The sequence below is a fragment of the Campylobacter sp. MG1 genome (assembly GCF_026616895.1).
GTDB lineage: Bacteria > Campylobacterota > Campylobacteria > Campylobacterales > Campylobacteraceae > Campylobacter_E.
This window is the reverse complement of sequence record NZ_JANYME010000014.1, coordinates 1-25,333: the sequence shown is the minus strand read 5'-3', so window position 1 is coordinate 25,333 and position 25,333 is coordinate 1. Positions and strand designations below refer to the sequence as shown.

Annotated in this window: 23 protein-coding genes and 2 pseudogenes; 19 read left to right on the top strand and 6 right to left on the bottom strand. The window is 27.6% G+C overall.

From position 1 onward, the window contains the following. Nucleotides 1–509: 509 nt before the first annotated feature. From NY022_RS09730 to NY022_RS08815, 4 genes and pseudogenes are all read right to left on the bottom strand, one after another. Nucleotides 510–1,013: pseudogene (locus tag NY022_RS09730) on the bottom strand (methyl-accepting chemotaxis protein); the annotation flags it as partial. Nucleotides 1,014–1,367: 354 nt separating this feature from the next. Further along, nucleotides 1,368–2,111: pseudogene (locus NY022_RS09725) on the bottom strand (cache domain-containing protein); the annotation flags it as partial. A gap of 101 nt (nucleotides 2,112–2,212) precedes the next feature. Next, nucleotides 2,213–3,565 carry a magnesium transporter gene (locus tag NY022_RS08820; protein ID WP_267525385.1) on the bottom strand — a complete coding sequence of 451 codons (1,353 nt, stop codon included), beginning with the start codon at nucleotides 3,563–3,565 and terminating at the stop codon, nucleotides 2,213–2,215. A 3-nt stretch (nucleotides 3,566–3,568) separates the two neighbouring features. Next, nucleotides 3,569–4,738, bottom strand: a complete 1,170-nt coding sequence (locus tag NY022_RS08815) for a peptidoglycan DD-metalloendopeptidase family protein (RefSeq protein WP_267525383.1) — start codon at nucleotides 4,736–4,738, stop codon at nucleotides 3,569–3,571. A 124-nt stretch (nucleotides 4,739–4,862) separates the two neighbouring features. Between NY022_RS08815 and NY022_RS08810 the strand changes: the two genes are divergently transcribed. Both NY022_RS08810 and NY022_RS08805 read left to right on the top strand, forming a co-directional pair. Next, a complete protein-coding gene (locus tag NY022_RS08810; protein ID WP_267525381.1) occupies nucleotides 4,863–5,537 on the top strand; it encodes a plasminogen-binding N-terminal domain-containing protein in 675 nt (224 codons plus the stop codon). 1 nt (nucleotide 5,538) lies between these two features. Beyond that, entirely contained in the window at nucleotides 5,539–6,567 is a 1,029-nt protein-coding gene (locus NY022_RS08805) for an aspartate-semialdehyde dehydrogenase (RefSeq protein ID WP_214116494.1), read from the top strand. 14 nt (nucleotides 6,568–6,581) lie between these two features. On the opposite strand, the gene NY022_RS08800 is transcribed toward NY022_RS08805, so the two are convergent. Further along, on the bottom strand, nucleotides 6,582–7,259 hold the full coding sequence (locus NY022_RS08800; RefSeq protein ID WP_267525379.1) for an HAD family hydrolase: 678 nt from the start codon (nucleotides 7,257–7,259) through the stop codon (nucleotides 6,582–6,584). 110 nt (nucleotides 7,260–7,369) lie between these two features. Here NY022_RS08800 and NY022_RS08795 point away from each other — a divergent pair, with 110 nt between their 5' ends. Genes NY022_RS08795 through hemH form a run of 7 tightly spaced genes read left to right on the top strand, consistent with a single transcriptional unit; the run spans nucleotide 7,370 to nucleotide 13,209 of the window. Next, nucleotides 7,370–7,768: a MarR family winged helix-turn-helix transcriptional regulator gene (locus NY022_RS08795; RefSeq protein WP_214118266.1), complete on the top strand. Its 399-nt coding sequence runs from the start codon at nucleotides 7,370–7,372 to the stop codon at nucleotides 7,766–7,768. 9 nt (nucleotides 7,769–7,777) lie between these two features. Next, nucleotides 7,778–9,028 (top strand): MFS transporter, encoded by a 1,251-nt coding sequence (locus tag NY022_RS08790; RefSeq protein WP_214118268.1) that lies wholly within the window; start codon nucleotides 7,778–7,780, stop codon nucleotides 9,026–9,028. Nucleotides 9,029–9,036: 8 nt separating this feature from the next. Next, nucleotides 9,037–9,780: a 3-oxoacyl-ACP reductase FabG gene (gene fabG / locus NY022_RS08785; RefSeq protein ID WP_214118270.1), complete on the top strand. Its 744-nt coding sequence runs from the start codon at nucleotides 9,037–9,039 to the stop codon at nucleotides 9,778–9,780. A 55-nt stretch (nucleotides 9,781–9,835) separates the two neighbouring features. Beyond that, the gene (acpP, locus tag NY022_RS08780) at nucleotides 9,836–10,069 is read left to right on the top strand and encodes an acyl carrier protein (RefSeq protein WP_214118272.1); all 234 of its coding nucleotides are present in this window, start codon (nucleotides 9,836–9,838) and stop codon (nucleotides 10,067–10,069) included. Nucleotides 10,070–10,078: 9 nt separating this feature from the next. Further along, nucleotides 10,079–11,332: a beta-ketoacyl-ACP synthase II gene (locus NY022_RS08775; protein ID WP_267525375.1), complete on the top strand. Its 1,254-nt coding sequence runs from the start codon at nucleotides 10,079–10,081 to the stop codon at nucleotides 11,330–11,332. A gap of 5 nt (nucleotides 11,333–11,337) precedes the next feature. Then, a complete protein-coding gene (locus tag NY022_RS08770) occupies nucleotides 11,338–12,273 on the top strand; it encodes an acetyl-CoA carboxylase carboxyltransferase subunit alpha (protein WP_214118277.1) in 936 nt (311 codons plus the stop codon). Nucleotides 12,274–12,315: 42 nt separating this feature from the next. Beyond that, nucleotides 12,316–13,209 carry a ferrochelatase gene (gene hemH / locus NY022_RS08765; RefSeq protein WP_267525372.1) on the top strand — a complete coding sequence of 298 codons (894 nt, stop codon included), beginning with the start codon at nucleotides 12,316–12,318 and terminating at the stop codon, nucleotides 13,207–13,209. Nucleotides 13,210–13,212: 3 nt separating this feature from the next. On the opposite strand, the gene NY022_RS08760 is transcribed toward hemH, so the two are convergent. Beyond that, entirely contained in the window at nucleotides 13,213–13,842 is a 630-nt protein-coding gene (locus tag NY022_RS08760; RefSeq protein ID WP_267525370.1) for a thiamine diphosphokinase, read from the bottom strand. Nucleotides 13,843–13,940: 98 nt separating this feature from the next. Here NY022_RS08760 and rpsO point away from each other — a divergent pair, with 98 nt between their 5' ends. Genes rpsO through NY022_RS08710 form a run of 10 tightly spaced genes read left to right on the top strand, consistent with a single transcriptional unit; the run spans nucleotide 13,941 to nucleotide 24,779 of the window. After that, nucleotides 13,941–14,213, top strand: a complete 273-nt coding sequence (gene rpsO, locus NY022_RS08755) for a 30S ribosomal protein S15 (RefSeq protein WP_267525368.1) — start codon at nucleotides 13,941–13,943, stop codon at nucleotides 14,211–14,213. Nucleotides 14,214–14,241: 28 nt separating this feature from the next. Continuing rightward, a complete protein-coding gene (gene ybeY / locus NY022_RS08750) occupies nucleotides 14,242–14,655 on the top strand; it encodes an rRNA maturation RNase YbeY (RefSeq protein WP_267525366.1) in 414 nt (137 codons plus the stop codon). A 41-nt stretch (nucleotides 14,656–14,696) separates the two neighbouring features. Further along, nucleotides 14,697–14,990 (top strand): preprotein translocase subunit YajC, encoded by a 294-nt coding sequence (yajC, locus tag NY022_RS08745; protein ID WP_267525388.1) that lies wholly within the window; start codon nucleotides 14,697–14,699, stop codon nucleotides 14,988–14,990. After that, complete coding sequence (gene secD / locus NY022_RS08740; RefSeq protein ID WP_267525364.1) at nucleotides 14,990–16,579, top strand: protein translocase subunit SecD; 1,590 nt, start codon at nucleotides 14,990–14,992, stop codon at nucleotides 16,577–16,579. The genes yajC and secD overlap by 1 nt, the downstream gene beginning before the upstream one ends. Continuing rightward, nucleotides 16,579–17,553: a protein translocase subunit SecF gene (gene secF, locus NY022_RS08735; RefSeq protein WP_267525362.1), complete on the top strand. Its 975-nt coding sequence runs from the start codon at nucleotides 16,579–16,581 to the stop codon at nucleotides 17,551–17,553. The genes secD and secF overlap by 1 nt, the downstream gene beginning before the upstream one ends. After that, entirely contained in the window at nucleotides 17,553–17,897 is a 345-nt protein-coding gene (locus NY022_RS08730; RefSeq protein ID WP_267525360.1) for a DUF6394 family protein, read from the top strand. The genes secF and NY022_RS08730 overlap by 1 nt, the downstream gene beginning before the upstream one ends. 10 nt (nucleotides 17,898–17,907) lie before the next feature. After that, nucleotides 17,908–20,328 carry a leucine--tRNA ligase gene (leuS, locus tag NY022_RS08725; RefSeq protein ID WP_214115851.1) on the top strand — a complete coding sequence of 807 codons (2,421 nt, stop codon included), beginning with the start codon at nucleotides 17,908–17,910 and terminating at the stop codon, nucleotides 20,326–20,328. Then, nucleotides 20,325–20,804, top strand: coding sequence for a hypothetical protein (locus NY022_RS08720; RefSeq protein WP_267525357.1), 480 nt, complete (start codon nucleotides 20,325–20,327; stop codon nucleotides 20,802–20,804). Before leuS ends, NY022_RS08720 begins: the two co-directional genes overlap by 4 nt. Further along, nucleotides 20,804–21,934 (top strand): Mur ligase family protein, encoded by a 1,131-nt coding sequence (locus NY022_RS08715; RefSeq protein WP_267525355.1) that lies wholly within the window; start codon nucleotides 20,804–20,806, stop codon nucleotides 21,932–21,934. Before NY022_RS08720 ends, NY022_RS08715 begins: the two co-directional genes overlap by 1 nt. Further along, nucleotides 21,915–24,779 (top strand): DEAD/DEAH box helicase, encoded by a 2,865-nt coding sequence (locus NY022_RS08710; RefSeq protein WP_267525353.1) that lies wholly within the window; start codon nucleotides 21,915–21,917, stop codon nucleotides 24,777–24,779. Before NY022_RS08715 ends, NY022_RS08710 begins: the two co-directional genes overlap by 20 nt. Nucleotides 24,780–25,333 lie beyond the last annotated feature (554 nt).

Here is a 25,333-nt window from a genome sequence, read left to right as displayed (position 1 = left end):
ATCATTAAAACACGAATTTAAGGACTTTGCAATATTAATTCAATTTTGTGCATTTTGTAAAATTTCTATTTGTTACACATGCGTATTTTTGTGTGTTAATTTGACCTATATTAAAAACTGTTTAAAATTCTGTTTAAAGTTATTTTAAGCATTTTTAAAAACAAGTAATTTTACAAAATTTCATTCTTTTATATGTAATATATATATTATTTTTACAATAAATATTTACATTAATTTATTTTATTAATTTTTATACTAATGGTATTTAGTTTGATTTATATAAATGCGGTTAAATGCGACAAATAATAAAATATCTAATTGAAATTTACCCACATTTTTTAAGTTTATTAATTTAATTGATATTTCTATAATAAAACATAAATTTATTAAGATTTGAATTAATTTTTTTTGATTTGCTTAAATTTATATCTAACTAAAATATTTAGTTAGATACAATTTAACTTCATTATTAAATTAATTGATTTTAATAATGAAGTATTTTTAAATTTTTAGGTTCTAAATTCATTTAGCTTTTTATTTAGTTGTTCTGTCATTTCACTTAGATGATTTGCTGCACTTGCAATTTCTTCTACACTTCTTGTATTTTCATGTGTTATTACATTTATGTTGCTAACACTATCTAATATATTACCAATATTTTTGCTTGTGTTTATATAATCATTTACAGTTTCTTCACTTATATGAACTGTATTATGCATTACTTTACCCATCTCATTTATTTTTTCTTGTGTTGAATTAGCCACATTTGTTAGTTCACTTATTTGTCTTGAATTAGTACTCATTTGTTCGCTAGTATCTTTAATTCCTTGAACTATTACGCTAATTGTTGCATTTATTTCACTAAGACTTTTTTGAGTTCTTTCAGCTAAGCTTCTTACTTCATCAGCTACAACTGCAAAGCCACGACCATGTTCACCTGCACGAGCTGCTTCAATCGCTGCATTTAGAGCTAATAAATTTGTTTGATCTGCTATATCGTTAATTATTTCTAAAATGCTTTTAACATTATCAGCTTCTTTACTTAATTGTTCTATTTTATATGCTAAAGAACTTTCTATCGCAGCACTTGCGTTAATTTGATTACTTAATGTATTAATAGCAATATTTGCTTCATCTATATATTTAGTAGCATTTGATAGTTCATTTTTACCTTTAGTTGCATTTACCACACCATTTTCTAAATTTATTTTAGTATTTAATCCTTGTTGTGAAATTTCATTTACTATATTACTACCTTCTTCTGCACGTTTTCCAGTTTGAAGACTTGTATGACTTAATTCATTTGCTATTGAAGCATTTTCATTTGAGATATCTTTTGCTTGTGCAATTAATATTCTAATTTTTTCTAAAAATACATTGATAGCTTCGCAAGCTTGAGCTATTTCATCTTTTCCATTTATCTCTAGTTTTTTAGTTAAATCACCATTGCCACTGCAAAGTTCTTGAGATTTTATTTTTAGGTTATTTAAAGGACTTGAAATTTGTGTTGCTATAAATATTATTAGCAAAATCAATATAGCACTAGCTATTATTAATGCTGATATTATAAAGGTTGTATTAGATTTATTAATTACATTATTTATGTTTTTATTTATATTATCAATGTTTGATTTAGCTACATTTAAATCTATGGTACATCCGTATATTATGTCTAAATTTTCATCTTTCTTAGTAAAAGTTATAATTGTTCTATTTACTTTCACTACATCATCATAAAATTTAATTTCTGTAAATCCTCCGTTTGGTTGCAAACCTTTATCTATAAATTGTTTAACATAGCTATTTCCATTTGCATCTTTATCAAATGTATAATCTTTACCAATTTTTTCCTTATGATAGTGTGATAAATATACTCCTTTTAAATTTGCCGAAAAAAACCTTATTGTGTCATTTTTTAAATCTATATCTTGTAGATATTCAACAATACTTTGATATGCATCATCAGCTCCATCACCTGATTTTATAAAATCATCGTGCATTTTACTGGTATAATGATAAATTCCATAAACTATACTTTTTGCAGTATTTCTAGCATTTTCAATTACTATGGTTTCTGTAGATTCTTCAGTCATTTTTGTTATTTTATTCATAGCATTATTTGCTAGATAAATTAGACTAGAACACATTATTATTAATGCTAGTAGTACACACAAAGAAATTTTATAAGAAATTTTCATATATTCTCCTTATTTTAAAGTAATATTATTTTAGCAAGCAATAAAAAGCTAAAAAATCCTAAAGCATCGGTGGTTGCTGTTAGTAAAACCGCACTACCTAGTGCAGGGTCAAATCCACATTTTTTTAATACCAAAGGTATTAATGAGCCAATTAAACCTGCAAAACCTAAATTTAAAATCATTGATATAAATATCACAAGGCTTAGCATTGGGATTGAAAACCAAAAATACGCAACAGCTCCTAAAACAATGGCAAAAATCGTTGCATTTGAAAATGAAATCGCAATTTCTCTTAATAATATATGTTTTGAATTCTCATAACTTAATTCACCTAAAGCAAGTTTTCTAATAGTTACGGCAAGTGCTTGTGAGCCAGTATTTCCACCCATTGATGCAACTATTGGCATCAAAGCTGCAAGTGCTACTAATTTTTCTATTGCATCAGAAAACATTGCGATAACATGGGCTGAAATTAGCGAAGTAATTAGATTTACAATAAGCCATTTAGCTCTACTTTTAGCTGCTTTTATGGTATTTTCATCTTCGCTATCAATATCTCCAACCCCTGCAAAGTTATACATTTGCTCTGTTGCATAGTCTTGGATTAAGTCGTGTATATCATCATAAGTTATTCTTCCTAATAATTTATTATTATTATCAACTACAGCAATTACACTTAAATCATAGTCTTGAACCATAGAGATAGCATCATTTATAGTGTCGTAATCTCTTATGTAATACAAATCTTTTATCAATTCTTCATTTTTATCTAAAATTTGCTGAAAAGTATCTTTAAATTCATATAAAATTAAATCCCCTACATGTAAACTATAGATTAATTTATTATCATCATCAGTTATAAAAAGTCTTATGATATTTTCTATTTCTTCACTTTTTTTAAGTTCTTTATATTTACTAATAGCACTTTCTAAGGTATCGTTAAGTTTTGCTGTAAAGACTTCAGTTTGCATATATGCACCAGCTTTTTCATCATCGTAGCGTTTTAAGAATAAAATATCATCTTGTTCGTCTTTACTAAGATTTGAAAAAATTCTATTTGCTTTTTCATCATCAATTTCTTCAATGCTTTGCATTAAATCAGTTGCGTCATCGCTTTCTAATTCGCCTAATGCTAAAGCTAGTTTTTTGCTTGAAGTAAGCTCTAATACATCACTTAACATATGATCAGGCATAAGTGCTGCTGTATTACCTAAGTCTTCGTCATCAAGACTTTTAATTATATTTTCATAGGCCTCATAGTCATCATTTTTTATTATTTTTAGGGCTTCTAATAATTCAGCATAGCTAACATCTTTTTCATCTAAAAAATCTTGTATTATTTCAAAAGCTACTGCTGTATTTTTCATATTTTAGTTCAGCTCCACAATATTTTCAAAATTTTCCTCTTTAATAGGTTTTAAATCATTTTTAATAATATTTTGTATTTCATTTATACATTCTTTAGATAATTCTTTAAATTTATTCTTTTCTTTACCATTTAGTTTTTCAGTAACGACTTTTACTACTTTTGCAGGATTTATAGCCTTATTGTTTTTATACATACCAAAGTGTAAGTGTGGTCCTGTGCTAAGCCCTGTTGTGCCTACATAAGCTATTATTTGACCTTGTTTTACGCTATCACCATTTTTAAATTTACCAAAACGACTAACATGAGCATAAAGCGTCATATATTCGCTGTTATGTGTAATTTGAATAACATTACCATATCCACCTTTAACGCCTCTAAATGTGACCTTACCAGAAGCAGCAGCTTTTATAGGTGTTCCTGTAGGGGCAGCATAATCAATTCCTAAGTGAGCTCTATATTTTTTTAAAATAGGATGAAATCTACCTGGATTAAATGGAGAACTTACTCTAACATTCCCAACTGGTAGTATAAATGCATAGCTTTGTAGTTGTCTTCCGTTTTCGTCATAAAATTCATCATCGCTAAATTTAAATATATAATAAGGTTTTTTATTAACTTCTACCATTGCGGCCTTAATATCTAAATCACCATAAAGTTTTCCTAATCTTCTTTTTTGTGTATATATGATGGCTACTTTATCTTCTTTTTTCATTCCTCTATAATTAATTGAACCACTATAGGCTTTAAGTACTGCACTAGCTAATTTTGAATTTTGAGTTACATCAACTATATCTTGATATACTGATTTTTGAACTTTAAATGTTAATTTCATATCCTCTATTTTATAAGATACAGGAGTAAAAGTTATTGCATATTCATCATTTTCATTTTTATAAATTTGTATTTGTAATTCTTCACTTATTGGTATTAAAACTTGTTCTATATTGTCATTTTCATCTTTTAAAATTTGATACTTTATTCCAGCTATAATTTCAGCGGTTAATTCTTTGTCTTCTTTGTCTAAGTTATGGTATATACTTAAAGGAATTGAATTTTTTTGTAAAAATATTAAGAAACTCTCTCCTTTTTCCCATACTAATTCATCCATTTTTAAATTTTTTGCATATAAAAAATTCATCAAAACAAATGCAATTAATATGATTTTTTTCATAAATTCCCTTTAAAAGTAAAATAATTCTAAAATAAAGGTAAACATTTTACTTTTTTTTGCTTATAATTCAGTAATTTATTTTAAAGGAATTTTTATGTTTAAGTATTTTTTTCTGTTTTTTTTTATGTTGGGAAATTTATTTGCTAATACCATTATCGGAAAGATACAAAAAATAGATAATGATTTTGCTTATGTTGAAATTTTACCTAGTGTAAATGTTAAGGATTTAAATTTAGGTGTTTTTGTATTAAAGAATGTTGGTGATAATTCTAGTATTGTAGCTAGAGGTAGTTTTGTAAATATTGATAATAATATTGCTAAATTTGAACTTTATACTTTTTCTGATTTAAAACAAAGTGCTTTGCCTATACCAGTTATTATGCCTAGTGTTGATGATGATGTGATATTAAATAATTTTATTGATAAGACTATATTAATAGCACCCAATAAAGAAAAATATGAAAATACAATGATTAGGTATAATAATTTTGATTTTATAAATCCTAATATTTTAGCTGCGAAGATTTATAAAGATTCTCAACTTTTACCTACTAGAAATGATTTTAGGGATTTTTGCAAGACTTGGGCTATTGGTAGTGTTATGATTGTTTTAAAAGATAGGATATCTCTTTATGAATGTTCTTCATTAAAATTAATTACTGACTTAGAAATCAATATTGACAATAATAGTATTGAAAATTTAAATTTTTATTCAGACGTAGCTAAAAATTTAGGTGAAAAAATTAATTATTTTGATTATTATACAAAAATTTTTAATAAAATAAAATCAGGAGAGTGAAATGAAAAATATTGCAATCATTGGTGCAACAGGTGCTGTAGGCGAAGAAATATTAAATGTATTAAATGAATACAATTTTCCAGTAAAAGAACTAAGATTATTAGCTAGTAAAAATAGTGCTGGTAAAGAGATTGTATGGCGTGATGAAACTTATGTTATAGAAGAATTAGATGAGCATAGTTTTGATGAAGAAGATGTTGATATAGCATTCTTTTGTGCGGGTGGAAGTATAAGTGAAAAATATGCAAAAATTGCAGCAAATAAAGGTGCTTTGGTTATTGATAATACAAGTTATTTTAGAATGATGAATGATGTGCCTTTAATAGTGCCTGAATGTAATCCTGGTGATTTTGAAAAACATAAAGGAATAATTGCAAATCCAAATTGCTCAACCATTCAAATGGTGCAAGTATTAAAACCACTTGATGATGTATTTGATATAGAAAGAGTTGATGTTAGCACTTATCAAGCGGCAAGTGGAGCAGGGAATTTAGGTATGAGTGAGCTTATGGAAGGTCTTCAAAAAGTATTTGCTTTTGAAGAAATTAAACCATCAAAATTTACTTATCAACTAGCATTAAATCTAATTCCTCAAATTGATGTATTTACTGATAGTGGCTATACAAAAGAAGAGCTAAAAATGGTAAATGAAACTCAAAAAATTATGAATAAAAAAATGCAAATTAGTGCTACTTGCGTTAGAGTGCCAGTACTTAGAAGTCATAGCGAAAGTATTACAATTACTTTTAAAAATAATGTAGATTTAACAAAAGTAAGAGAGATTTTAAGTAAAGCTCCAAGCGTTGTATTGATGGATAATCCAAATACAAAAGCACATAATGAAGATAGTGAAAATGAAGAGTTACGCTATCCAATGCCTTTATTTACAAGCAATACAAATGAAACTTATGTTGGTAGAATTAGAGTTGATTTAAATAACCCTAAGATTTTACATTTATGGTGTGTAGCTGATCAAATTCGTGTTGGAGCAGCAACTAACGCAGTAAGAATTGCTTTATTATCTTTATAACCGTTAAGTAACGGTTATTTATTGTTTTTAATTATATATTCAACACACTCTAGTGGAGTGTTGAATATTATGTCGTTTTCATTATCAAAATTTGACAAATCAGCATATTCAAATAATGTAACAAGTGCTTTTACACCAGCATTTTTAGCAGCTTGAGTATCATTTAATGTATCTCCTATCATATATACTTTATCAAATTCAAAAATTTCTTGTAAACATTCTTTACTTAATGTAGTTTCTTTATTTGCTAAAATACTTAGAGCTTTAAAAATAGGTTCTGGATTAGGTTTGCATTTTTTTACTTCATCACCACCAACTATTACATCAAAATAATTCAATATATGAAAATCATTTAATATTTCTTTAGCAAAAATATGTGCTTTAGTAGTTACAAGTCCTACTTTAGCAAATTTATGTGCTAATTCTACAGCTTCTTTTGCTTGTGGTAGAAGTGTTGTATGAATCTTATATATATCTTTATAATACTGTCTATACAATCTAACAACTTCTTTTATTTGTTCATTTTTTACACCCATAGTAGCAAACATTTCTTCTAAAGATTTTCCTATTAATTTTTTTATTTCATTATCATCTAAATTTATTTTTATATCTTTTAAAGCTAATTTGAGACTAGATACTATAGGCTTGGTTGAATCAATTAAAGTTCCATCTAAATCAAAAAATATAATCATTTGAATCCTTTTTTATTTTAAGCTTAGCAAATTAAAGCTAACTTATTGACAATTTATAAATTTAATTATAAAATCTAATTTAATTGACTATATCAACTATTAGGAATAACATGTTTTTTAAAAAAATTACATATGCAAATAGAAAAATTATCAGTAAAGTAAATGAAATTTTAAAGCCGTTTAATATTAATGCTACTGATTGGAGAGTGTTTTATTATCTTAGCTCAACAAAAAGTGCTAGTTTAAGTGAGATTTGCGAGTTTTATCAGATGGATAAGGCTATTGCGTCTAGGATTTGTAAGAAACTAGAAAAAGCAAATTATTTAGAAATTTCAAGCTCAAATGATAAAAGAGAAAAAATCATTTCACTTAGTTTAAAAGGCAAGGAATTGTTTTTTGATGCAAATATTTTAATTTCTAATTACGAAAAGCAAATTTGTGATGATTTAGATTATGCTGAATTTGGATTGTTCATTAATATGCTTGATAAAATCAATAAAAAATTATAAGGAGTTTTTATGGGATTATCCAAAAAGTATAATATTTGGAATAAGAATTTTATTTGTGTTTTTATTATTAATTTTGTTATTTGTTTAGTGTTTTTTATTACTACTATTGCTTCTACAGATTTTGCAAAAACTATATTACAATCTAGCACAGCAATAGCAGGTCTTGCTAATGGTATTTTTGTAATTGGAGCACTATTATCAAGACTTTATTTTGGCTCAATTATTGATAATATAAACATAAAAAAAGTTATGATTATTAGTTTAGTTTTGTATTTTATACCTAATTTATATTACTTGTTTTTATCAACTAATTTTGAATTAATATTATCAAGATTGCTTGCTGGTATGTGTTATGGTGCATGCTCTTGTGCTTGTGGTGCTGCAGTAGCTAGACTAGTGCCTAGCAATAAAAGAGGAATTGGTATAGGATATTATGCGGTTAGTGTTGTATTAAGCTCTGCCATTGGACCATTTTTAGCAGTATATTTAGTGGGTAAAAATAATTTTAATTTATGTTTTATAATTTCTTTGATTAGTATATTAATAGCATTAATTTCAAGTGTAGTAATAAAAGTTAAAAGATTTAGAAAACATAAGATAAATCATGTTAAAAAATCTTTTTCAATTTTTAATTACATTGAAAAATCGGTTTTGGGTGTTGCTTATGTTGTATTTTGTATGGGTTTTGTTTATGGAGCAATTATTGCTTTTATAAGTTCTTATTCAAAAGAGCTTAATTTAATTGAAGCAGGTTCATTATTTTTTGTATTTTATGCTTGTATTAGTGTGTTTTCAAGACCAATTTCAGGTAAAGTATTTGATAAAATAGGTGCGGATTATGTAATAGTTCCTTCTATTTTGTTTTATGTAGCAAGTTTAATAATTTTAGCTTATACAAACAATTCTTTAATGATGTATTTATCGGCTATTTTTTGTGCTTTAGGATATGGAAATGCCACTTCAAGTCTTCAATCACTTGCTATAAAATTATCTCCTAAAGAGAAAATGGGCTTAGCAAATTCAACATTTTTTATAGCTTTAGATGTTGGAATGGGTATTAGTCCTTATTTGTTAGGTTTGATTGAGCCTAGTTACGGGCATTCTAGGATTTATGAAATATGTGCGGGGATAATTTTGTTTTCTTTAATATTGTATTATGCCTTTGTTATGAGAAAATCAAAAGATTTTAAAAAAGATTTAAAAGATTATGAAGATAATTTTTTAGAAAAAAATCACTCGGATATTATCATTAAAGACTAGGAGAAAATATGAAATTTAGTGGAAAAAATGTATTAATTACAGGTGCATCTAAAGGCATTGGTGCTGAAATAGCTAGAGTTTTAGCGGGATTTGGTCTAAAAGTATGGATTAATTATCGTTCAAAACCTGAACTTGCAGAGAATTTAAAACAAGAAATTGAAAAAAATGGTGGTAAAGCAGCAATTATTTGTTTTGATGCAAGTTGTGAAAGTGATTTTACAAATGCTATTAAAACAATAATTGATTGCGATGGAGAATTAAGTTATTTAGTAAATAATGCAGGAATTACAAAAGACAAATTAGTTTTAAGAATGAGCGAAGCTGATTTTGATGATGTTATAAAGGCTAATTTAAATTCAACTTTTATAGGTTGTAAAGAAGCATTTAAAGTAATGAGTAAAAAGCGTTTTGGTAGTGTTGTAAATATTAGTTCAGTTGTTGGTGAGATGGGAAATGCAGGTCAAGTAAATTATTCTGCTAGTAAAGGTGGGGTTATTGCTATGACTAAGTCTTTTGCTAAAGAAGCAGCTAGTAGAGAAGTTCGTTATAACGCAATTACTCCAGGATTTATAGAAAGTGATATGACAGATGTATTAAGCGATGAAATTAAACAAACTTATTATAAAGCAATTCCACTTGCTAGATTTGGTAAACCTAGCGAAGTTGCAAATGCAGTTGCGTTTTTATTAAGTGATTATTCTAGTTATATTACAGGTGAGATTTTAAAAGTTAATGGCGGAATGTATGTGTAATTTATTTACACTTTTTTGTAAGAATACGAGTTTAATTTTATTTTAGGAGAAAAAAATGTCTATTTTTGAAGATGTTAAAAAAGTTATTGTAGAAGAATTAGGAGCTGATGAAGCTAGTATTACACCTGATGCTAAAATTATTGAAGATTTAGGTGCAGATTCACTTGATGTAGTTGAATTAATTATGGCTTTAGAAGAAAAATTTGATATTTCTATTCCTGATGAAGATGGTCAAAAAATCGCAACAGTTAATGATATAGTAAAATACATAGAAGCAAAAAAACAATAAGGATTTAAATTGAGAAGAGTAGTAGTAACTGGCATTGGAATGATAAATGCCCTTGGGCTTGATAAAGAAAGTTCGTTTAAGGCGATTTGTGATGGAAAAAGCGGTGTTGGAGAAATTACTCTTTTTGATACCAGTGATTTAAGTGTTAAAATTGCCGCAGAAGTTAAGGATTTCGATCCTTTAACAGTATTAAATGCAAAAGATGTTAAAAAAGCTGATAGATTTATTCAACTTGGATTACACGCCGCAAAAGAAGCTATAAGTGATGCTAATTTTAAAATGGCTGATGGCGTGATTAGTGAAGTTGATTTAGATGAATTTGGAGTAGTAAGTGCAGCAGGAATTGGTGGCTTACCTAATATTGAGAAAAATTCTAATGTATGTTTGCAAAAGGGCGCAAGCAGGATTTCGCCTTTTTTCATACCTTCAGCTCTAGTTAATATGCTAGGGGGAATGGCTTCAATTGATTATAAATTGAAAGGTCCAAATTTATCTTGTGTAACTGCTTGTGCAGCAGGAACTCACGCAATTGGCGAAGCTTATAAAACAATAGTTTGCAATCAAGCAAATAAAATGTTAGTAATTGGAGCTGAATCAGCTATTTGTGCAGTAGGTATAGGTGGATTTGCTTCAATGAAAGCTTTATCTACTAAAAATGATACTCCAGAAACAGCTAGTAGTCCATTTGACGCTAGTAGAGATGGCTTTGTTATGGGAGAAGGTGCAGCTGCTCTTGTTTTAGAAGATTATGAAGATGCTAAAAAAAGAGGTGCTAGAATATATGCTGAAGTTATAGGGTTTGGTGAAAGTGCAGATGCAAATCATATAACTTCTCCAGCTTTAGATGGTCCATTAAGAGCTATGAAAAAAGCTTTATGTATGGCAAAGGGATTTGATTGCTCTGCTAATAAAATTAAAATTGATTATATTAACGCACACGGAACATCAACTCCAGCTAATGATAAAAATGAAACAGCAGCAATGAAAGAATTGTTTAAAGATGATATGCCTTTAGTAAGTTCTACAAAAGGTCAAACAGGACATTGTTTAGGTGCTGCTGGTGCTATTGAAGCAGTAATTTGTCTAATGGCTATGAGAGATAGTATAGTTCCACCTACAATAAATTATAAAAACCCTGACCCTGATTGTGATTTAGATTATGTGCCTAATGTGGCTAGAAAGCATACAATTAAAACAGCTATGAGTAATTCGTTTGGTTTTGGTGGAACGAATGCTTCAGTGATTTTTAGAAAATTGGATTAATTAAGATGGCAGCTTATTTAGATTTTGAGAAAAATATTCAACAATTAGATGAAGATATTATTAATGCTAATATTAAAGGCGATATAGAAGCAGTTAAGATTTTAAAAAAGAATTTAGAAAAAGAATTAACAAAAACCTATAAAAATTTAAGTGATTTTCAAAAGCTACAGCTAGCAAGACATCCTGATAGACCATATTCTCTTGATTATGTGAGAATAATTTTAAAAAATGCCCATGAATTACATGGAGATAGAGCATTTAGAGATGATCCTGCTATAGTTTGTTTTGCTGGTTATATTGGCGAGCAAAAAGTAATGTTAATAGGCGAACAAAAAGGTCGTGGAACAAAATATAAATTACATAGAAATTTCGGTATGCCACATCCAGAGGGTTATCGTAAGGTTTTAAGATTTGCTAAAATGGCTGAAAAATTTAAAATACCTATTGTATTTTTAGTAGATACTCCAGGTGCTTATCCTGGAGTAGGAGCTGAAGAGCGTGGTCAAAGTGAGGCAATTGCTACAAATTTATATGAATTAAGTGCTTTAAAAACAATAATTATTTCTATAGTAATTGGAGAAGGCGGAAGTGGTGGAGCTTTAGCTTTAGGTGTAGCTGATAAATTAGCTATGCTTAAAAATTCAGTGTTTTCTGTAATATCTCCTGAAGGTTGTGCTGCTATATTATGGAATGACCCAAGTAAAAGTGAAGCTGCAACAAAGGCTATGAAAATAAGTGCTGATGATTTATATGAGCAAGGATTAATAGATGATATTATAGAAGAAGGCATTGCTCATAGAAACAAAGAGATTACTGCAAATAATATACAAAATTATGTTTTAGAAAAAATAGAAGAACTAAAACCATTAAATCTTGATGAATTGGTTGCAAAAAGAATGCAAAAAATTCTCAAATTGGGTTCTTTTAATGAAGACAAATAATATTTATCCAAGTATCTTACTTGGATAATTTTAGGTTTGTATATGAAATATGTTTTTTTACTCAATATGGGTGGTGTAAATCAAATTGATGAATGTGAAGTATTTTTAAAAAATATGTTTAATGACCCAAATATTTTGGGAATAAAATCAGATTTTTTAAGAAGTCTTGTAGCGTTTATGATAAGAAAATTTCGTATTAAATCTATGAAAGAAAATTATAATAAAATAGGTGGTAAAAGTCCTTTAACTAAAATCCAAAAATCTCTTTGTGATAAATTAAATTCTTTGCAAAAAGATTTTCATTTTGATTTTATATCAACTTATGTTCCGCCTTTTGCTAAAGAAGTCTTAGCTAAATATGATTTTAAAGATAATGATGAAATAATACTATTTCCTTTATATCCACATCATTCTATAACTACTACCACATCATCTTTACAAGATTTTTATAAAAATTTTGATAAAAAAATCAGTATAAAAGAAATACCTTATTTTTACCAAGATGAGCTTTATAATAATATTATTTTAAATGAGATACAAAAATATAAAAATATTGATTGCTTGATAATATCAGCACATTCTTTACCGATAAAAACTATAGAAAAGGGTGATATTTACGAAGAGCATATAAAAGAACATTTTGCTATATTAAAGGATAAATTACAAAACGATTTTAAAGAAATTAAATTAGCTTATCAGTCAAAATTAGGACCTGTAAAATGGTTAGAGCCTGCACTTAGTGATGAGTTAGATAAATTAGGCAATAAAAGTGTTTTAATATATCCACTATCATTTTGTATTGATTGTTCTGAAACTATTTTAGAATTAGATATTGAATATAGACATCAGTACAAAGGTGATTATAATGTTTGTAAATGCCCAAATGATAGTGATAAATTTGTAGAGTATATTTTAGCTAAAGTAAAAAATATTTAAAGATTAATTAAAATTCAAATATACTAAAAGTTCTTTATTATTATGATTTTTTATACTAAAAGTATTGCCTAATGCTTCGTTTAAAGTCCCACTATTTAGATATTTAAAATTAAAATTATTTAGCTCATATTTAAGGTTTTGTGAGCTAAATTTAGCTCTTTTATCAAGGCAAAATAATGATATTTGCTGACCTTTGTAAGAATTAGCAGTAAAATCAGTATTTTTTATAAAAAATTCCCCGTAATTTGTGATTAATTTTAGATTTATTGTCTTATTAAAGCGATTTTTTAATTTAAAATATTGAAACAATAAAGCTATATTTGCTATAAAATGATCATCTCTTTTGCCCCCAGCACCAAGGATAAAAATATCACTAAAATCCATTGATAAAGCGTATTTATAGGCTTTTGTTAAGTCATTCGTGTTTTGATTTTTTACTTTAATTATTTTTGCTTTTGTTTTTAGATTTTGAAAACTATCTAAATCCCCAATAATTACATTAGGCTCATAATTATTAGCCAAAAGCAAATTAGCAGCACCATCACAAGCTATTAAAAAATCAGCATTTTTTAGATAATTTAAGGTTATTTTATTGGTGCAAAACTCCCCATTAGCCATAATTACGCAAGTCATTTTAAATCCTTTTTTACTTTTTTGATTACTAATAAAGCAAATATTAATAAAAAAAAGATAATATAACGCTTTTAAATTACACCAATTTGGAGGTCAAAATGGCTTTGGATTCGGCAAGAAAAGCTGAAATTATCAGTAAATACGCAAGATTTGGTGGCGACACAGGTTCGTCTGAAGTTCAAATTGCTTTACTTACAGAAAGAATTGCAATATTAACAGAACATTTACAAGTTTTTAAAAAAGATTTTTCATCAAGATTAGGACTACTTAAATTAGTTGGTCAAAGAAAAAGACTTTTAAAATATTTAAAAGCTACAAAATATGATGTTTATGTTAAATTAATCAATGATTTAGGTCTAAGAGACAAATAATCAAAAGCCCCTTTTGGGGCAAATAATTATGATTTTATACGATAATTTAGAAGAAATAACTTACCTTGAAAAAATAGTTTCTGTGCTAACTAATAGTGATGTTGAGTTAGTTTTTATAAATAATGATGGAATGCAAGAAATTAATAAAAATACAAGAAAAATTAATAAAACTACTGATGTACTTAGTTTTCCACATGATAATTCTTTTTTAGATACAAATTTTTTAGGTTCTATAGTTATTAATACTGAATTAGCTGCAGAAAAGTCACAAGAATTAGGACATAGTTTAGAAAATGAAATATCATTGTTGTTTATACATGGTTTATTACATTTACTAGGTTATGATCATGAGATAGATAATGGGGAAATGAGATTAAAAGAAATTGAATTAATAAATAAATTTAATTTACCAAAAAGTCTTATTGTAAGAACTTTAGATTAAATTTTTTATTATAATATATCTATATTAGTTTAAAAGGAAAGATTATGGAACAAAATGCTTTATTAAATTTTTTACCGCTTATTGTATTATTTGCAATTTTTTATTTTTTAATTATTCGCCCACAACAAAAACAAGCAAAAGCACATAAAGAAATGCTAAATTCACTTACTAAAGGTGATAAAATAGTTACTAATGGTGGTTTAATTGTTGAAGTTGTGAAAGCTGAAGATGAATTTTTAAAAATTAGAATAAATGATGAAGTTGTCGCTAAATTAGATAAGAATTTTGTAGCTAGAAAAATAGAAAATAATGTAGTTTCAGAAACAACAAAATAATGCAAAAGAATCAAGTAAAAAGTATTACATATCGTTTTTATGTTTTAATTTTTGTTACGTTATTTGGTGTTATTTTAAGTTTACCTAGTTTTTTTAATATCAATGGTCCTAAGATTAATTTAGGACTCGATTTGCAAGGTGGACTTCATATGCTTTTAGGTGTTGAAACTGATGAAGCTATAAAATCTAAAGTTAAGTCAATAGCTTCAGGTATTAATTATTCTTTTAATAAGGATGATATTTTAACAGATGGTTTCAAAAATACTGACAATGTAATAAAATTTGAATTAATTGATGTAGATGGCGATAAATTAAAAGTTGATAAAATATTAAGTGAAATTAAAGGTCTTGTAGTAAGATCAGATAATGGTATTTATGAGTTGACATTAAGTGACTTGGAAAAACAAGAAACTGCTAAATTTGCAATAGATCAAGCTGTAGAAACTATTAGAAATAGACTTGATTTATTTGGACTTTCAGAGCCAACTGTTGCTAAACAAGGTGAAGATAAAATCTTGGTTGAAATTCCAGGCGTAAAAACTGCTGAAGATGAGCAAAGAGCTAAAGATTTAATAGCTAAAGCTGCACATTTACAACTAATGGAAGTAGATAGAGCTAAGGCTGATCAAGGCAATATGTTAAGTCCTGAAGAAGCAGCAAGTTATGGAGATATTATTTTACCTGATGTAAAAGATAAAAATATTAAATATGTTTTAAAAGAATTACCTATTTTAGATGGCTCTATGTTAATTGATGCTAGAGTAGGATTTTCTGATAAAACTGCTCAACCTGTTATTAATTTTACACTTAATTCAGAAGGTGCAAAAATATTTGGAGATTTCACAGGTAAAAAAGTAGGTCATCAATTGGCAATAGTTTTAGATGGTAAGGTATATTCAGCTCCTAGAATTAATGAAAGAATAGGTGGTGGAAGCGGACAAATTAGTGGAAATTTCAGTGTTGAAGAAGCACACGATTTAGCTATCGCACTAAGAAGTGGGGCTTTATTAGCACCTGTTAAATTACTTGAAAAAAGAAGCGTAGGGCCAAGTTTGGGTGCTGATAGTATTGAGCAAAGTTTAGTTGCACTTTTAGGTGTATTTTTGATGATTGTTGTTTTTATGGGAGTTTATTACGGAATTAGTGGTTTGTTTGCAAATATCGCTCTAATTTCTAATATATTCTTATTAGTAGCAGTAATGGCACTTTTTGGAGCAACGCTTACTCTTCCTGGTATGGCTGGGATTGTTCTAACCGTCGGTATGGCTGTAGATGCGAATGTTATTATTAATGAGCGTATTAGAGAGCTTATAAGAGATGGCGTTAATTTAAGAGATGCTATAAATAATGGTTATCATAACGCAATGAGTGCGATTTTAGATAGTAACCTAACTACTTTAATTACAAGTGCTGCATTATATGCTTATGGAACTGGTGCTATTAAAGGATTTGCTGTTACTATGAGTATAGGAATAATTGCATCAATGATAACAGCAATTATAGGAACTCATGCTTTATTTGATTTGTTTGCTAATAGAATTGAAAAAAGTGGTAATACAAGACTTTGGTTTGGTTATAGGAGAGTGTGATGCAAGTATTTTCTAGTAAAAAAATATATGATTTTATGAGGCTTAGATTTGCATCTATTGGCTTATCTTTTGTTTTAGTTATTGGCTCTATTATTTTATTATTTACACAAGGTCTAAATTACGGAATTGATTTTAGTGGTGGGACTTTAGTTCAGATAAAATACACTAATAAAAATGCTCCTTTAGATGATATTCGTAATATCTTAAATCAAAATGAAGCTTTAAAAGGTGCTAGCGTTACGGAGTTTGGAAGTAGTGATGAAGTAGTAATTAGATTTTCAAGTTCAAGTGATAGCTTGGGTAAAGATGTAGGAGATACTATTGTAAAAATGTTATCTTCAACAGGCGATATTGAGCTAAGAAGAGTTGATATTGTTGGACCAAAAGTTGGTGGAGAATTAAGACAAAAAGGTTTAATGGCTATTTTGGTATCTTTTGCACTTATTTTAGTGTATATAGCTATTAGGTTTGAATGGCGTTTTGCTATGGCTGCAATTATTAGTGAAATTCACGATATTGTAATAGTTATTGGAGCGATTTCTCTTTTTCAAATTGATGTTAATCTTGATACTTTAGCAGCTATTTTAACCGTTTTAGGCTATTCACTAAATGATACAATTATTATTTTTGATAGAATTCGTGAAAGCATAAAAGAGAGTAAAAGCACTAATTTAGGCAGTATTATTAACGAAAGCGTATCAGTAACCCTATCAAGAACAACTCTTACATCAGGAACAACACTCTTTACGGTTTTAATTTTGTTTTTTTATGGTGGAGATATGATACACGGTTTTTCTCTTGCTTTAATAGTTGGGGTTATTGCAGGAACTTTAAGTTCAATTTTTGTAGCAAGCCCACTTTTAATGTGGTTTAATTTTAGCGTTAGTAATTATAGAGCTAAAGAACTTGATAAAATCAAGAAAAAAGAAGAAAAAGAACGCCTAAGAGCAATGTATGAAAAAGGACAATTATAATGAATTTAGGTAGAGTTATTCATATATTTTTTACATTGATGAGCTTAACTACTACCGCTGGTTTTTTGTACGAACAAAATCCTATAGCGTTATTTTTAGCTGCTAGTATAAATTTAATTTCAACATTGTTAAAAATTGGAGTTAAAAAGACATTAAGTACAGAGATTTTTGCAAGTTCACTTGTAACTGATGTGCATTTAATAATAGCTTTTGTTTTAACTCAAATTTATGGAACTAGTATGAGTGATTTGGTATATAGTATGACAATAGGTGCTGTAATATCAAATATATTTACACTTATTTTAGTATTAATTGAAGCTATTAAAAATAAAGATGAATTTTAAGGACTAATTTATGTATAACGCAAAAGAAGTTGAGAAAAAATGGCAAGAAATTTGGGATAAAGAGAATTATTACGAACCTAGTAATGATTTTAGTAAAGAAAAAAAATATATATTATCAATGTTTCCATATCCAAGTGGTAAAATCCATATGGGACATGTAAGAAATTATGCAATAGGTGATGCTTTAGCAAGACGCTTTAGAACTATGGGCTATAATGTTTTACACCCACTAGGGTTTGATAGTTTTGGTATGCCTGCTGAAAATGCTGCTATAAAATATGGGCTTCATCCTAAAAAATGGACTTATGAAAATATTGATTATATGAAAAAAGAGCTTTATTCTTTAGGTTTTTCGTTTTCTAAGACAAGATTGCTTGCTACAAGTGATGAGATTTATACTAAATTTGAGCAAGAAATTTTTGCAAAAATGTATGAAGCAGGTCTAATTTATACAAAAAAAGCTAATGTAAATTGGTGTGATAATGATAAAACCGTTTTAGCAAACGAACAAGTTGAAGATGGCAAATGCTGGAGATGTGGTCATGAAGTAGAGCAAAAATCTATGAATGGCTATTATGTAAGAATTACAAAATATGCTGAAGAATTATTAAAAGATTTAAAATATTTAGAAGATAAATGGCCAAATCAAGTTTTAACAATGCAAGAAAACTGGATAGGCAAAAGCGATGGATTGGAATTTGAATTAGATGTATCAAGTTCTAATAAAGATTTAGATGGATTAAAATTTAGCGTATTTACAACCCGTGCTGATACGATTTTCGGACTTTCTTATTTTGCTTTAGCACCTGAACATGAAATTACTAAAAAAGTTTTAGAAACTAATTTAATAAGTGAAAATGATAAAGACAAAATTAAAGCTATGCAAAATATGAGTGCTAAAAATAGAGCTCAAAGTGAAAAAGAAGGCGTATTTTTAGGTATTTATGCAATTCATCCAATAACTAAAGAAAAATTACCTGTATGGGTAGCAAATTTCGTTTTAGCTGATTATGGTAGCGGTGCTGTTATGGCAGTTCCAGCTCACGATGAAAGAGATTTTGAGTTTGCTAAAAAATATAATTTAAATATAAAATATGTAATAAATGGCGAAAATAAAAAAGATAATGAGCCTTTTACTGAATATGGAATTTTATTTGATAGTGCAGAATTTAGTGGCTTAGATAGTGCTAGTGCTAGAATTGCAATTGCTAAAGAATTTGAAAATAGAAAAATCGGTAAAAGTATAATCAATTATAAATTAAGAGATTGGGGTATATCTCGTCAAAGATACTGGGGAGCTCCTATTCCGATTGTTAAATGCGATACTTGTGGAAGTGTAGTTGAGAATAATTTACCAGTAGCTTTACCTGAAGATGTAGTAATTGATGGAGAAGGAAATCCACTTGAAAAACACCCTACATTTAAACAATGTAAATGCCCTAAATGTGGAAAAGACGCAATTAGAGAGAGCGATACAATGGATACATTTTTCCAAAGTTCTTGGTATTTTGCAAGATTTGCAAGTAATCCTAGCAATTGGAATACAAAAGCAATTGATGATGAAGCAAAATATTGGATGAATGTAGATCAATATATTGGCGGTATTGAACACGCGATTTTACACTTATTATATGCTAGATTTTTCCAAAAAGCTCTAAGGGATTTAGGATATTTAAATGTAGATGAGCCGTTTGAACGCTTACTTACTCAAGGTATGGTTTTAAAAGATGGTGCTAAGATGAGTAAAAGCAAGGGTAATACGGTTGATCCTGATGATATTATTAAAAATTACGGAGCTGATACTGCAAGACTTTTCATACTTTTTGCTGCACCACCTCAAAAAGAATTAGAATGGAATGATAGTGCGGTTGAAGGTGCTTATAGATTTTTAAATAGACTTTATGATAAGGCTTTAGGGATTAATGTAGTTGATTTTAGTAATATAAATCATGCAAATCTTAGCAAAGATGATAAATTAGCAAGACTTAAAGTATATGAAGCTTTAAAAAAGGCTGATGATGTATTTAATAAAACTTACGCATTTAATACATTAATAGCTGCTTGTATGGAAGGCTTAAATGCTTTAAATAACGCAAGTAGTGATGAAGTTTTAAGTGAAGGTTTTGCAATAATTTTAAGTATACTTGACCCAATTATCCCGCATTTAGCAAGTGAGTTAAGTGAGAAATTATTTAATAGAACTAATATTAAAACTTATGAATTAAAAGAAGAAGTATTTGTAAGCGATACAATAAAACTTGGAATAAGCATTAATGGTAAAAATAGAGCAGAGATTGAAGTTGATGCAAATGCTAATCAAGATGAAATTATCAAAATAGCAAAAGATAAAGCAGCTAAATGGTTAGAAGATAAGATTATCGTAAAAGAAATTTATATTCCTAATAAATTGGTAAATATTGTAATTAAATGAAAAAAATATTTTTAAGTTTTGCATTGTTTTTTTGTGCTTGTGGCTATACACCTTTGAATGTAGCTACAAGCAATGTTTTAGGCGATGATGTTTGTGTAAAAACATTAATTAATAAGGCTGATCCTAGAAATAGTTTAATTTTAAATGATAATTTTATTGATTATCTACAGCATTATTTACATAAAAATATTGTTGATGATGCAGATACTAAAATTACATTAAAAGTATTAAATAGTGATTTTGTGGTTTTATACTATGATGAATTAGGTTATGCTAAAAGCTATAAAGCTATTATTTTACTGGAGTTTGAAGTTACTTTAAAAAATAAAGAAACTAAGATTATACAAGTAAGTGGAGAGCATATTTTTAATACTAATTCTATTAGTGTTTTAAGTGACGAGCAAAAAAGTAGAGCTATAAATTTAGCTAGTAAGAAAGCATTTGATGAATTTGCTTTAATGTTAAATTTAAAATAATGGTGTGTAATAAACTTTCAAATTATTTAGATAATTTAGCGGAATTTTACGAGAAATTTGACCTTTTTAAGGCTCATAGATTTAAGCATTTGCTAAATTATGATTTTGATACAAAAGTAGTGCAAATTTTAGGCACTAATGGTAAAGGTAGCACGGGAAGATACCTTGCTTTAATGCTTAGTGATAGCGGGTATAAAGTAGGGCATTTTATAAGTCCACATATATTTTCTTACAAAGAAAGATTTAGTATATTTCAAAATCAAGTTATGCAAGATATTGATTTAGATATAGCTCATAATATTTTGCAAGATAAATTAAAAAAGCTTGATTTAAAAGAAAATCTTAGCTATTTTGAATATTTATGTTTTTTATCACCTATTGTTTTTAGTGAGTGTGATTATGTTATTTTTGAAGCTGGACTTGGTGGAGAATACGATGCTACAAGTATTTTTAAAAGAGATTTATGTGTATTTACTCCGATTAGTATTGACCATGCTGATATTTTAGGTTCTAATTTAGATGATATTTTTAGAACCAAAATTAAAGCAATGTGCGGTGTTAATATTTTTGCTAATAAAAATGAGATGATATTAAAAGCTGCCATTCAAAAAGGAGTTAAGGCTAGTTTTTTAAATGCTGATTATTCAAAATTATGTCTTGATGAAAGTGAGTTTTTAAAACATAATTTTAGCTTAGCTCAACTTGCATATTTTGAGCTAGAAAAACATTTTTATATAGGCAGAGCAATTAAATTAGATTTAAGAGCAAGATGTGAAAAACTAGCAAGTAATTTAATAATAGATGTAGGACATAACGCTGCAGCTGCAAAGAATTTAAATCAGGAAATTAAAAAACAATTCTCAACTAAAGTTAGTTTAATTGCTAATTTTTTTGCCAATAAAGATGTAAAAGATATTTTAAATATTTTAAAGCCAAGTATTAATGAAGTTTTGGTTTTTAACTATGAAAGCGAACATAGAGCCTTAGCAAATGTTAAAGAGATTTGCAAAGAATTAGACATTAAATGTAGTGATTTTAGTGATTTTGATACAGATAAAAATTATGCAGTTTTCGGCTCTTTTATGCTAGTAGAAAGGTTTTTGAGATTTTATGCAAGCAAATCTTTATGAGTATTTAATAAATAATAAAAATTATGCAAAAATTATTATATGTGAAGACTTAAACGAAGCAAAATCTTTATCAAATGTAGCTTTATATTTAGGGATAAATAGTTTTATTTTACCTGATTTTAGAGCAGAGATTAATGACGATTTACGCTCGTTTTCTATGGAATTATTTGATATTTCAAAAGTTTTAAGTGATTATTACGATTATCAAGATAAAAAGATTTTAATAATACCTATTAATACTATTAAAAAACCACTCCCTAATAAAGATGATTTAAAGTGTTTAAAGATTGAATTTGGCGATAGGATTAATTTAAATTCTTTAGCAAAAGAGCTTTTAAGGTTAAATTATAATTTAGTTGATATGGTTCAAAGTCCAGGAGAATTTAGCATAGGTCATGAAAAAATTGATATTTTTTCATTGAAATATGAAAATCCAATTAGAATAGTTTTATTTGATGATGAAGTAGAAAGTATTAAATATTTTGATGCAAGTTCTGGACTTAGCTATAAAGAAGAGTGTGAATATTGCGATATTTTACCGATAATTTCTTATGTAAGCGAAGAAAAATACGAAGAAATCAAAGAAAGTATTTTAAATAATGATGATTTAAATGAATACGAAAGCGTATTTTATTGGCATTTAAAACTTAGTAATTATTTAGAGTTTTCTTATGTTTGCACGAAAGAATTTGAATTAGGAAATATAATTTCTAAAGCTAAAAAATATAGCGATATGGTGTTTAATCCTAGCAATGATTTTTTCAAATTAAACTCAAACAAAAAGATAAAATTACTAGCTAGTAATGAGAATAAATTCTTAGATTATAAATTAGGTGAAAATGTAGAAAAAGTCATCTCAAATGCAGTTTTAAATATTCAAAGCGATGATGAATTAATAATAAGTCTTAATAAATATTATAAAAAAGAGAAAAAATATAAATCAAGCATAGTTTTAGATGAGCTTATAAAAAATGATTATGTAGTTCATGAGCGATACGGCGTAGGTAGATTTTTAGGATTAGAACTAATAGAAAGAGAAGGAAAAAAGCAAGAATTTATTGTGATAGAGTATCAAAATAATGATAAATTATTATTACCATTAAATTATCTTTATTTACTTGATAAATATATTTCAAGCTCAATTCCTGAACTTGATAAATTAGGCAAAAATACTTTTGTAAAACTCAAAGAAAAACTTAAAACTAAATTATTAGCAATTGCAGGTGCTATTACTGAACTAGCAGCAAAAAGGCAGTTAATTGTAACAAAGGCTATTAAAAAACCACTTGATTATGAGATATTTAAGGCTAAAGCAGGATTTGTTTTAACAAGTGATCAAGAAAAAGCAGTTAATGATATTTTTGAAGAGATAAGCAAATGCACTCCTATGGATAGATTGCTTAGTGCTGATGTTGGTTTTGGTAAAACCGAAGTCGCAATGCACGCAATTTTTGCTTGTGTTAAAAATGGTTTAAATGCCTTATTTTTTGTCCCGACTACACTTTTATGCTCTCAACATTATAAAACACTTAAAAATCGTTTAGAGCCTTTTGGAATTCAAGTTTTTAGACTTGATAGATTTTCTAATACTAAAAAAGCTATTATGAATACAAAAGAGCCAAAGGTTATTATAGGAACTCACGCTTTACTTAGTTTAGCAATTGATGATGTTGGACTAATTGTAATTGATGAAGAGCATAAATTTGGCGTAAAACAAAAAGAAAAATTAAAAGATATAAGCATAAAAGCTCATCAATTAAGTATGAGTGCTACTCCAATCCCAAGAACGCTTAATCAAGCTTTAAGCACACTTAAGACTTATTCTCAAATTCTAACTCCGCCTAATGATAGATTAGATGTAAGAACTTTTGTAAAAACTTATGATGACGCTTTAATTAAAGAAATCATAGCAAGAGAGCTTAGGCGTGGCGGGCAAGTATTTTACATACACAATCACATAGCTTCAATTGAACATAAAAAACGCTATTTAGAAGAGCTTTATCCAAAGCTTAGAATTTTAGTTTTACATTCAAAAATACCAGCAAATGAAGCTGAAGAAAAACTATTTGAATACGAAGAGAAAAAGTATGATTTATTATTATGCACAAGCATTGTTGAAAGTGGAATTGACTTAGCAAATGCAAACACCATAATAGTAGAAAAATCAAACCATTTCGGCATAGCTGATTTGCACCAGCTCCGTGGTAGAGTAGGTCGTAGCAAAATACAAGGATTTTGCTATTTTCTAGTTGATAACGAAGAAAGCGTTAGTGAAGATTCTAAGAAAAGATTATTAAGCTTAGCTAGTAATTCGTATTTAGGTAGTGGTAGCACTCTAGCTCAAATGGATTTAGAAATAAGGGGCGGTGGTAATTTATTAGGTGCTGAACAAAGCGGACATATAGAACAACTTGGCTATGCACTTTATATTAAAATGCTAGAAGCTGAAATTAATCGACTAAGTAAAGGAAATATCACAAAAGAGATTAAATACGAGCAAAAATTATTAGTAAATGCTTATATAAGCGATTATTTAGTGCCTAATGATAAGCTAAGATTAAGTCTTTATAGAAAAATAAATGAGTGTGATAATTTAGCTAGTTTATCTACTATGCAAGATTCTTTTAACGATAGATTTGGCAAATGCGATAGCTATACAAGAAATTATTTTTCACTTATGGCAATTAAAATTTTATGTATTAAGCACGGATTTTGTGAAGTTAGTAATTATGAACAAAATATAAAACTTTTAAAAGATAATGATGAAAGAATTATTTTAAAAGCACCAAGCAAAAGCGATGATGATATAATAGATACTTTATTAAAATATTTAAATTCTTTATAGTGCTTTTTATATGGACGTAAATTTGATAACTCATATGCTATAATGCGAAAAATCACAAGAAAGGAGAATAAATTAAAGCTATATTTTCTCTTATGGGGTGGGGTATTTTAAGTAAAATAAAACCATTTAACTTCATTAATTTTATTCAAAATTTCTTATTTATATTCAAAGAACTTAACAATGTTAAATTTGGTGGTATTAATTGCGTTAGAAAGCTTTAATCAAAACGACATTTAATGCAGGATTTATGATATGGTTTGTAGGGTTGATGAATATTGTTAAATATTTTTTAAGAAGTTTGGACAATGTTAAATATTACAGCGAGAATATAAAAGTCTGTAATGCTTTAAATTTAGATAAAAATACAAATTAATTTTAAATGAGTATAGAACAAACAAGCAAGCGTAAAACAAAATGCTGATAAATTTAAGTAGCTAGTTAGCTAATACAAATTATCTTTATTAGCATTAAAAATATTCTAAAACTTTTTAAATTTAAATCTTTCTATAACTTTATTTATTTTAAAAAATATTAAATAAATTATTAAATAATTT

What these genes read in the sequence shown, in the direction of transcription:
- NY022_RS08770 (WP_214118277.1), top strand. Translation starts at nt 11,338, where the DNA reads ATGGCAGCTTATTTAGATTTTGAGAAAAATATTCAACAATTAGATGAA.
- NY022_RS08730 (WP_267525360.1), top strand. Translation starts at nt 17,553, where the DNA reads ATGAATTTAGGTAGAGTTATTCATATATTTTTTACATTGATGAGCTTA.
- NY022_RS08815 (WP_267525383.1), bottom strand. Translation starts at nt 4,738, where the DNA reads ATGAAAAAAATCATATTAATTGCATTTGTTTTGATGAATTTTTTATAT.
- leuS (WP_214115851.1), top strand. Translation starts at nt 17,908, where the DNA reads ATGTATAACGCAAAAGAAGTTGAGAAAAAATGGCAAGAAATTTGGGAT.
- rpsO (WP_267525368.1), top strand. Translation starts at nt 13,941, where the DNA reads ATGGCTTTGGATTCGGCAAGAAAAGCTGAAATTATCAGTAAATACGCA.
- NY022_RS08795 (WP_214118266.1), top strand. Translation starts at nt 7,370, where the DNA reads ATGTTTTTTAAAAAAATTACATATGCAAATAGAAAAATTATCAGTAAA.
- NY022_RS08790 (WP_214118268.1), top strand. Translation starts at nt 7,778, where the DNA reads ATGGGATTATCCAAAAAGTATAATATTTGGAATAAGAATTTTATTTGT.
- NY022_RS08710 (WP_267525353.1), top strand. Translation starts at nt 21,915, where the DNA reads ATGCAAGCAAATCTTTATGAGTATTTAATAAATAATAAAAATTATGCA.
- NY022_RS08715 (WP_267525355.1), top strand. Translation starts at nt 20,804, where the DNA reads ATGGTGTGTAATAAACTTTCAAATTATTTAGATAATTTAGCGGAATTT.
- acpP (WP_214118272.1), top strand. Translation starts at nt 9,836, where the DNA reads ATGTCTATTTTTGAAGATGTTAAAAAAGTTATTGTAGAAGAATTAGGA.
- hemH (WP_267525372.1), top strand. Translation starts at nt 12,316, where the DNA reads ATGAAATATGTTTTTTTACTCAATATGGGTGGTGTAAATCAAATTGAT.
- NY022_RS08805 (WP_214116494.1), top strand. Translation starts at nt 5,539, where the DNA reads ATGAAAAATATTGCAATCATTGGTGCAACAGGTGCTGTAGGCGAAGAA.
- secF (WP_267525362.1), top strand. Translation starts at nt 16,579, where the DNA reads ATGCAAGTATTTTCTAGTAAAAAAATATATGATTTTATGAGGCTTAGA.
- secD (WP_267525364.1), top strand. Translation starts at nt 14,990, where the DNA reads ATGCAAAAGAATCAAGTAAAAAGTATTACATATCGTTTTTATGTTTTA.
- NY022_RS08800 (WP_267525379.1), bottom strand. Translation starts at nt 7,259, where the DNA reads ATGATTATATTTTTTGATTTAGATGGAACTTTAATTGATTCAACCAAG.
- NY022_RS08820 (WP_267525385.1), bottom strand. Translation starts at nt 3,565, where the DNA reads ATGAAAAATACAGCAGTAGCTTTTGAAATAATACAAGATTTTTTAGAT.
- NY022_RS08810 (WP_267525381.1), top strand. Translation starts at nt 4,863, where the DNA reads ATGTTGGGAAATTTATTTGCTAATACCATTATCGGAAAGATACAAAAA.
- NY022_RS08720 (WP_267525357.1), top strand. Translation starts at nt 20,325, where the DNA reads ATGAAAAAAATATTTTTAAGTTTTGCATTGTTTTTTTGTGCTTGTGGC.
- NY022_RS08760 (WP_267525370.1), bottom strand. Translation starts at nt 13,842, where the DNA reads ATGACTTGCGTAATTATGGCTAATGGGGAGTTTTGCACCAATAAAATA.
- fabG (WP_214118270.1), top strand. Translation starts at nt 9,037, where the DNA reads ATGAAATTTAGTGGAAAAAATGTATTAATTACAGGTGCATCTAAAGGC.
- ybeY (WP_267525366.1), top strand. Translation starts at nt 14,242, where the DNA reads ATGATTTTATACGATAATTTAGAAGAAATAACTTACCTTGAAAAAATA.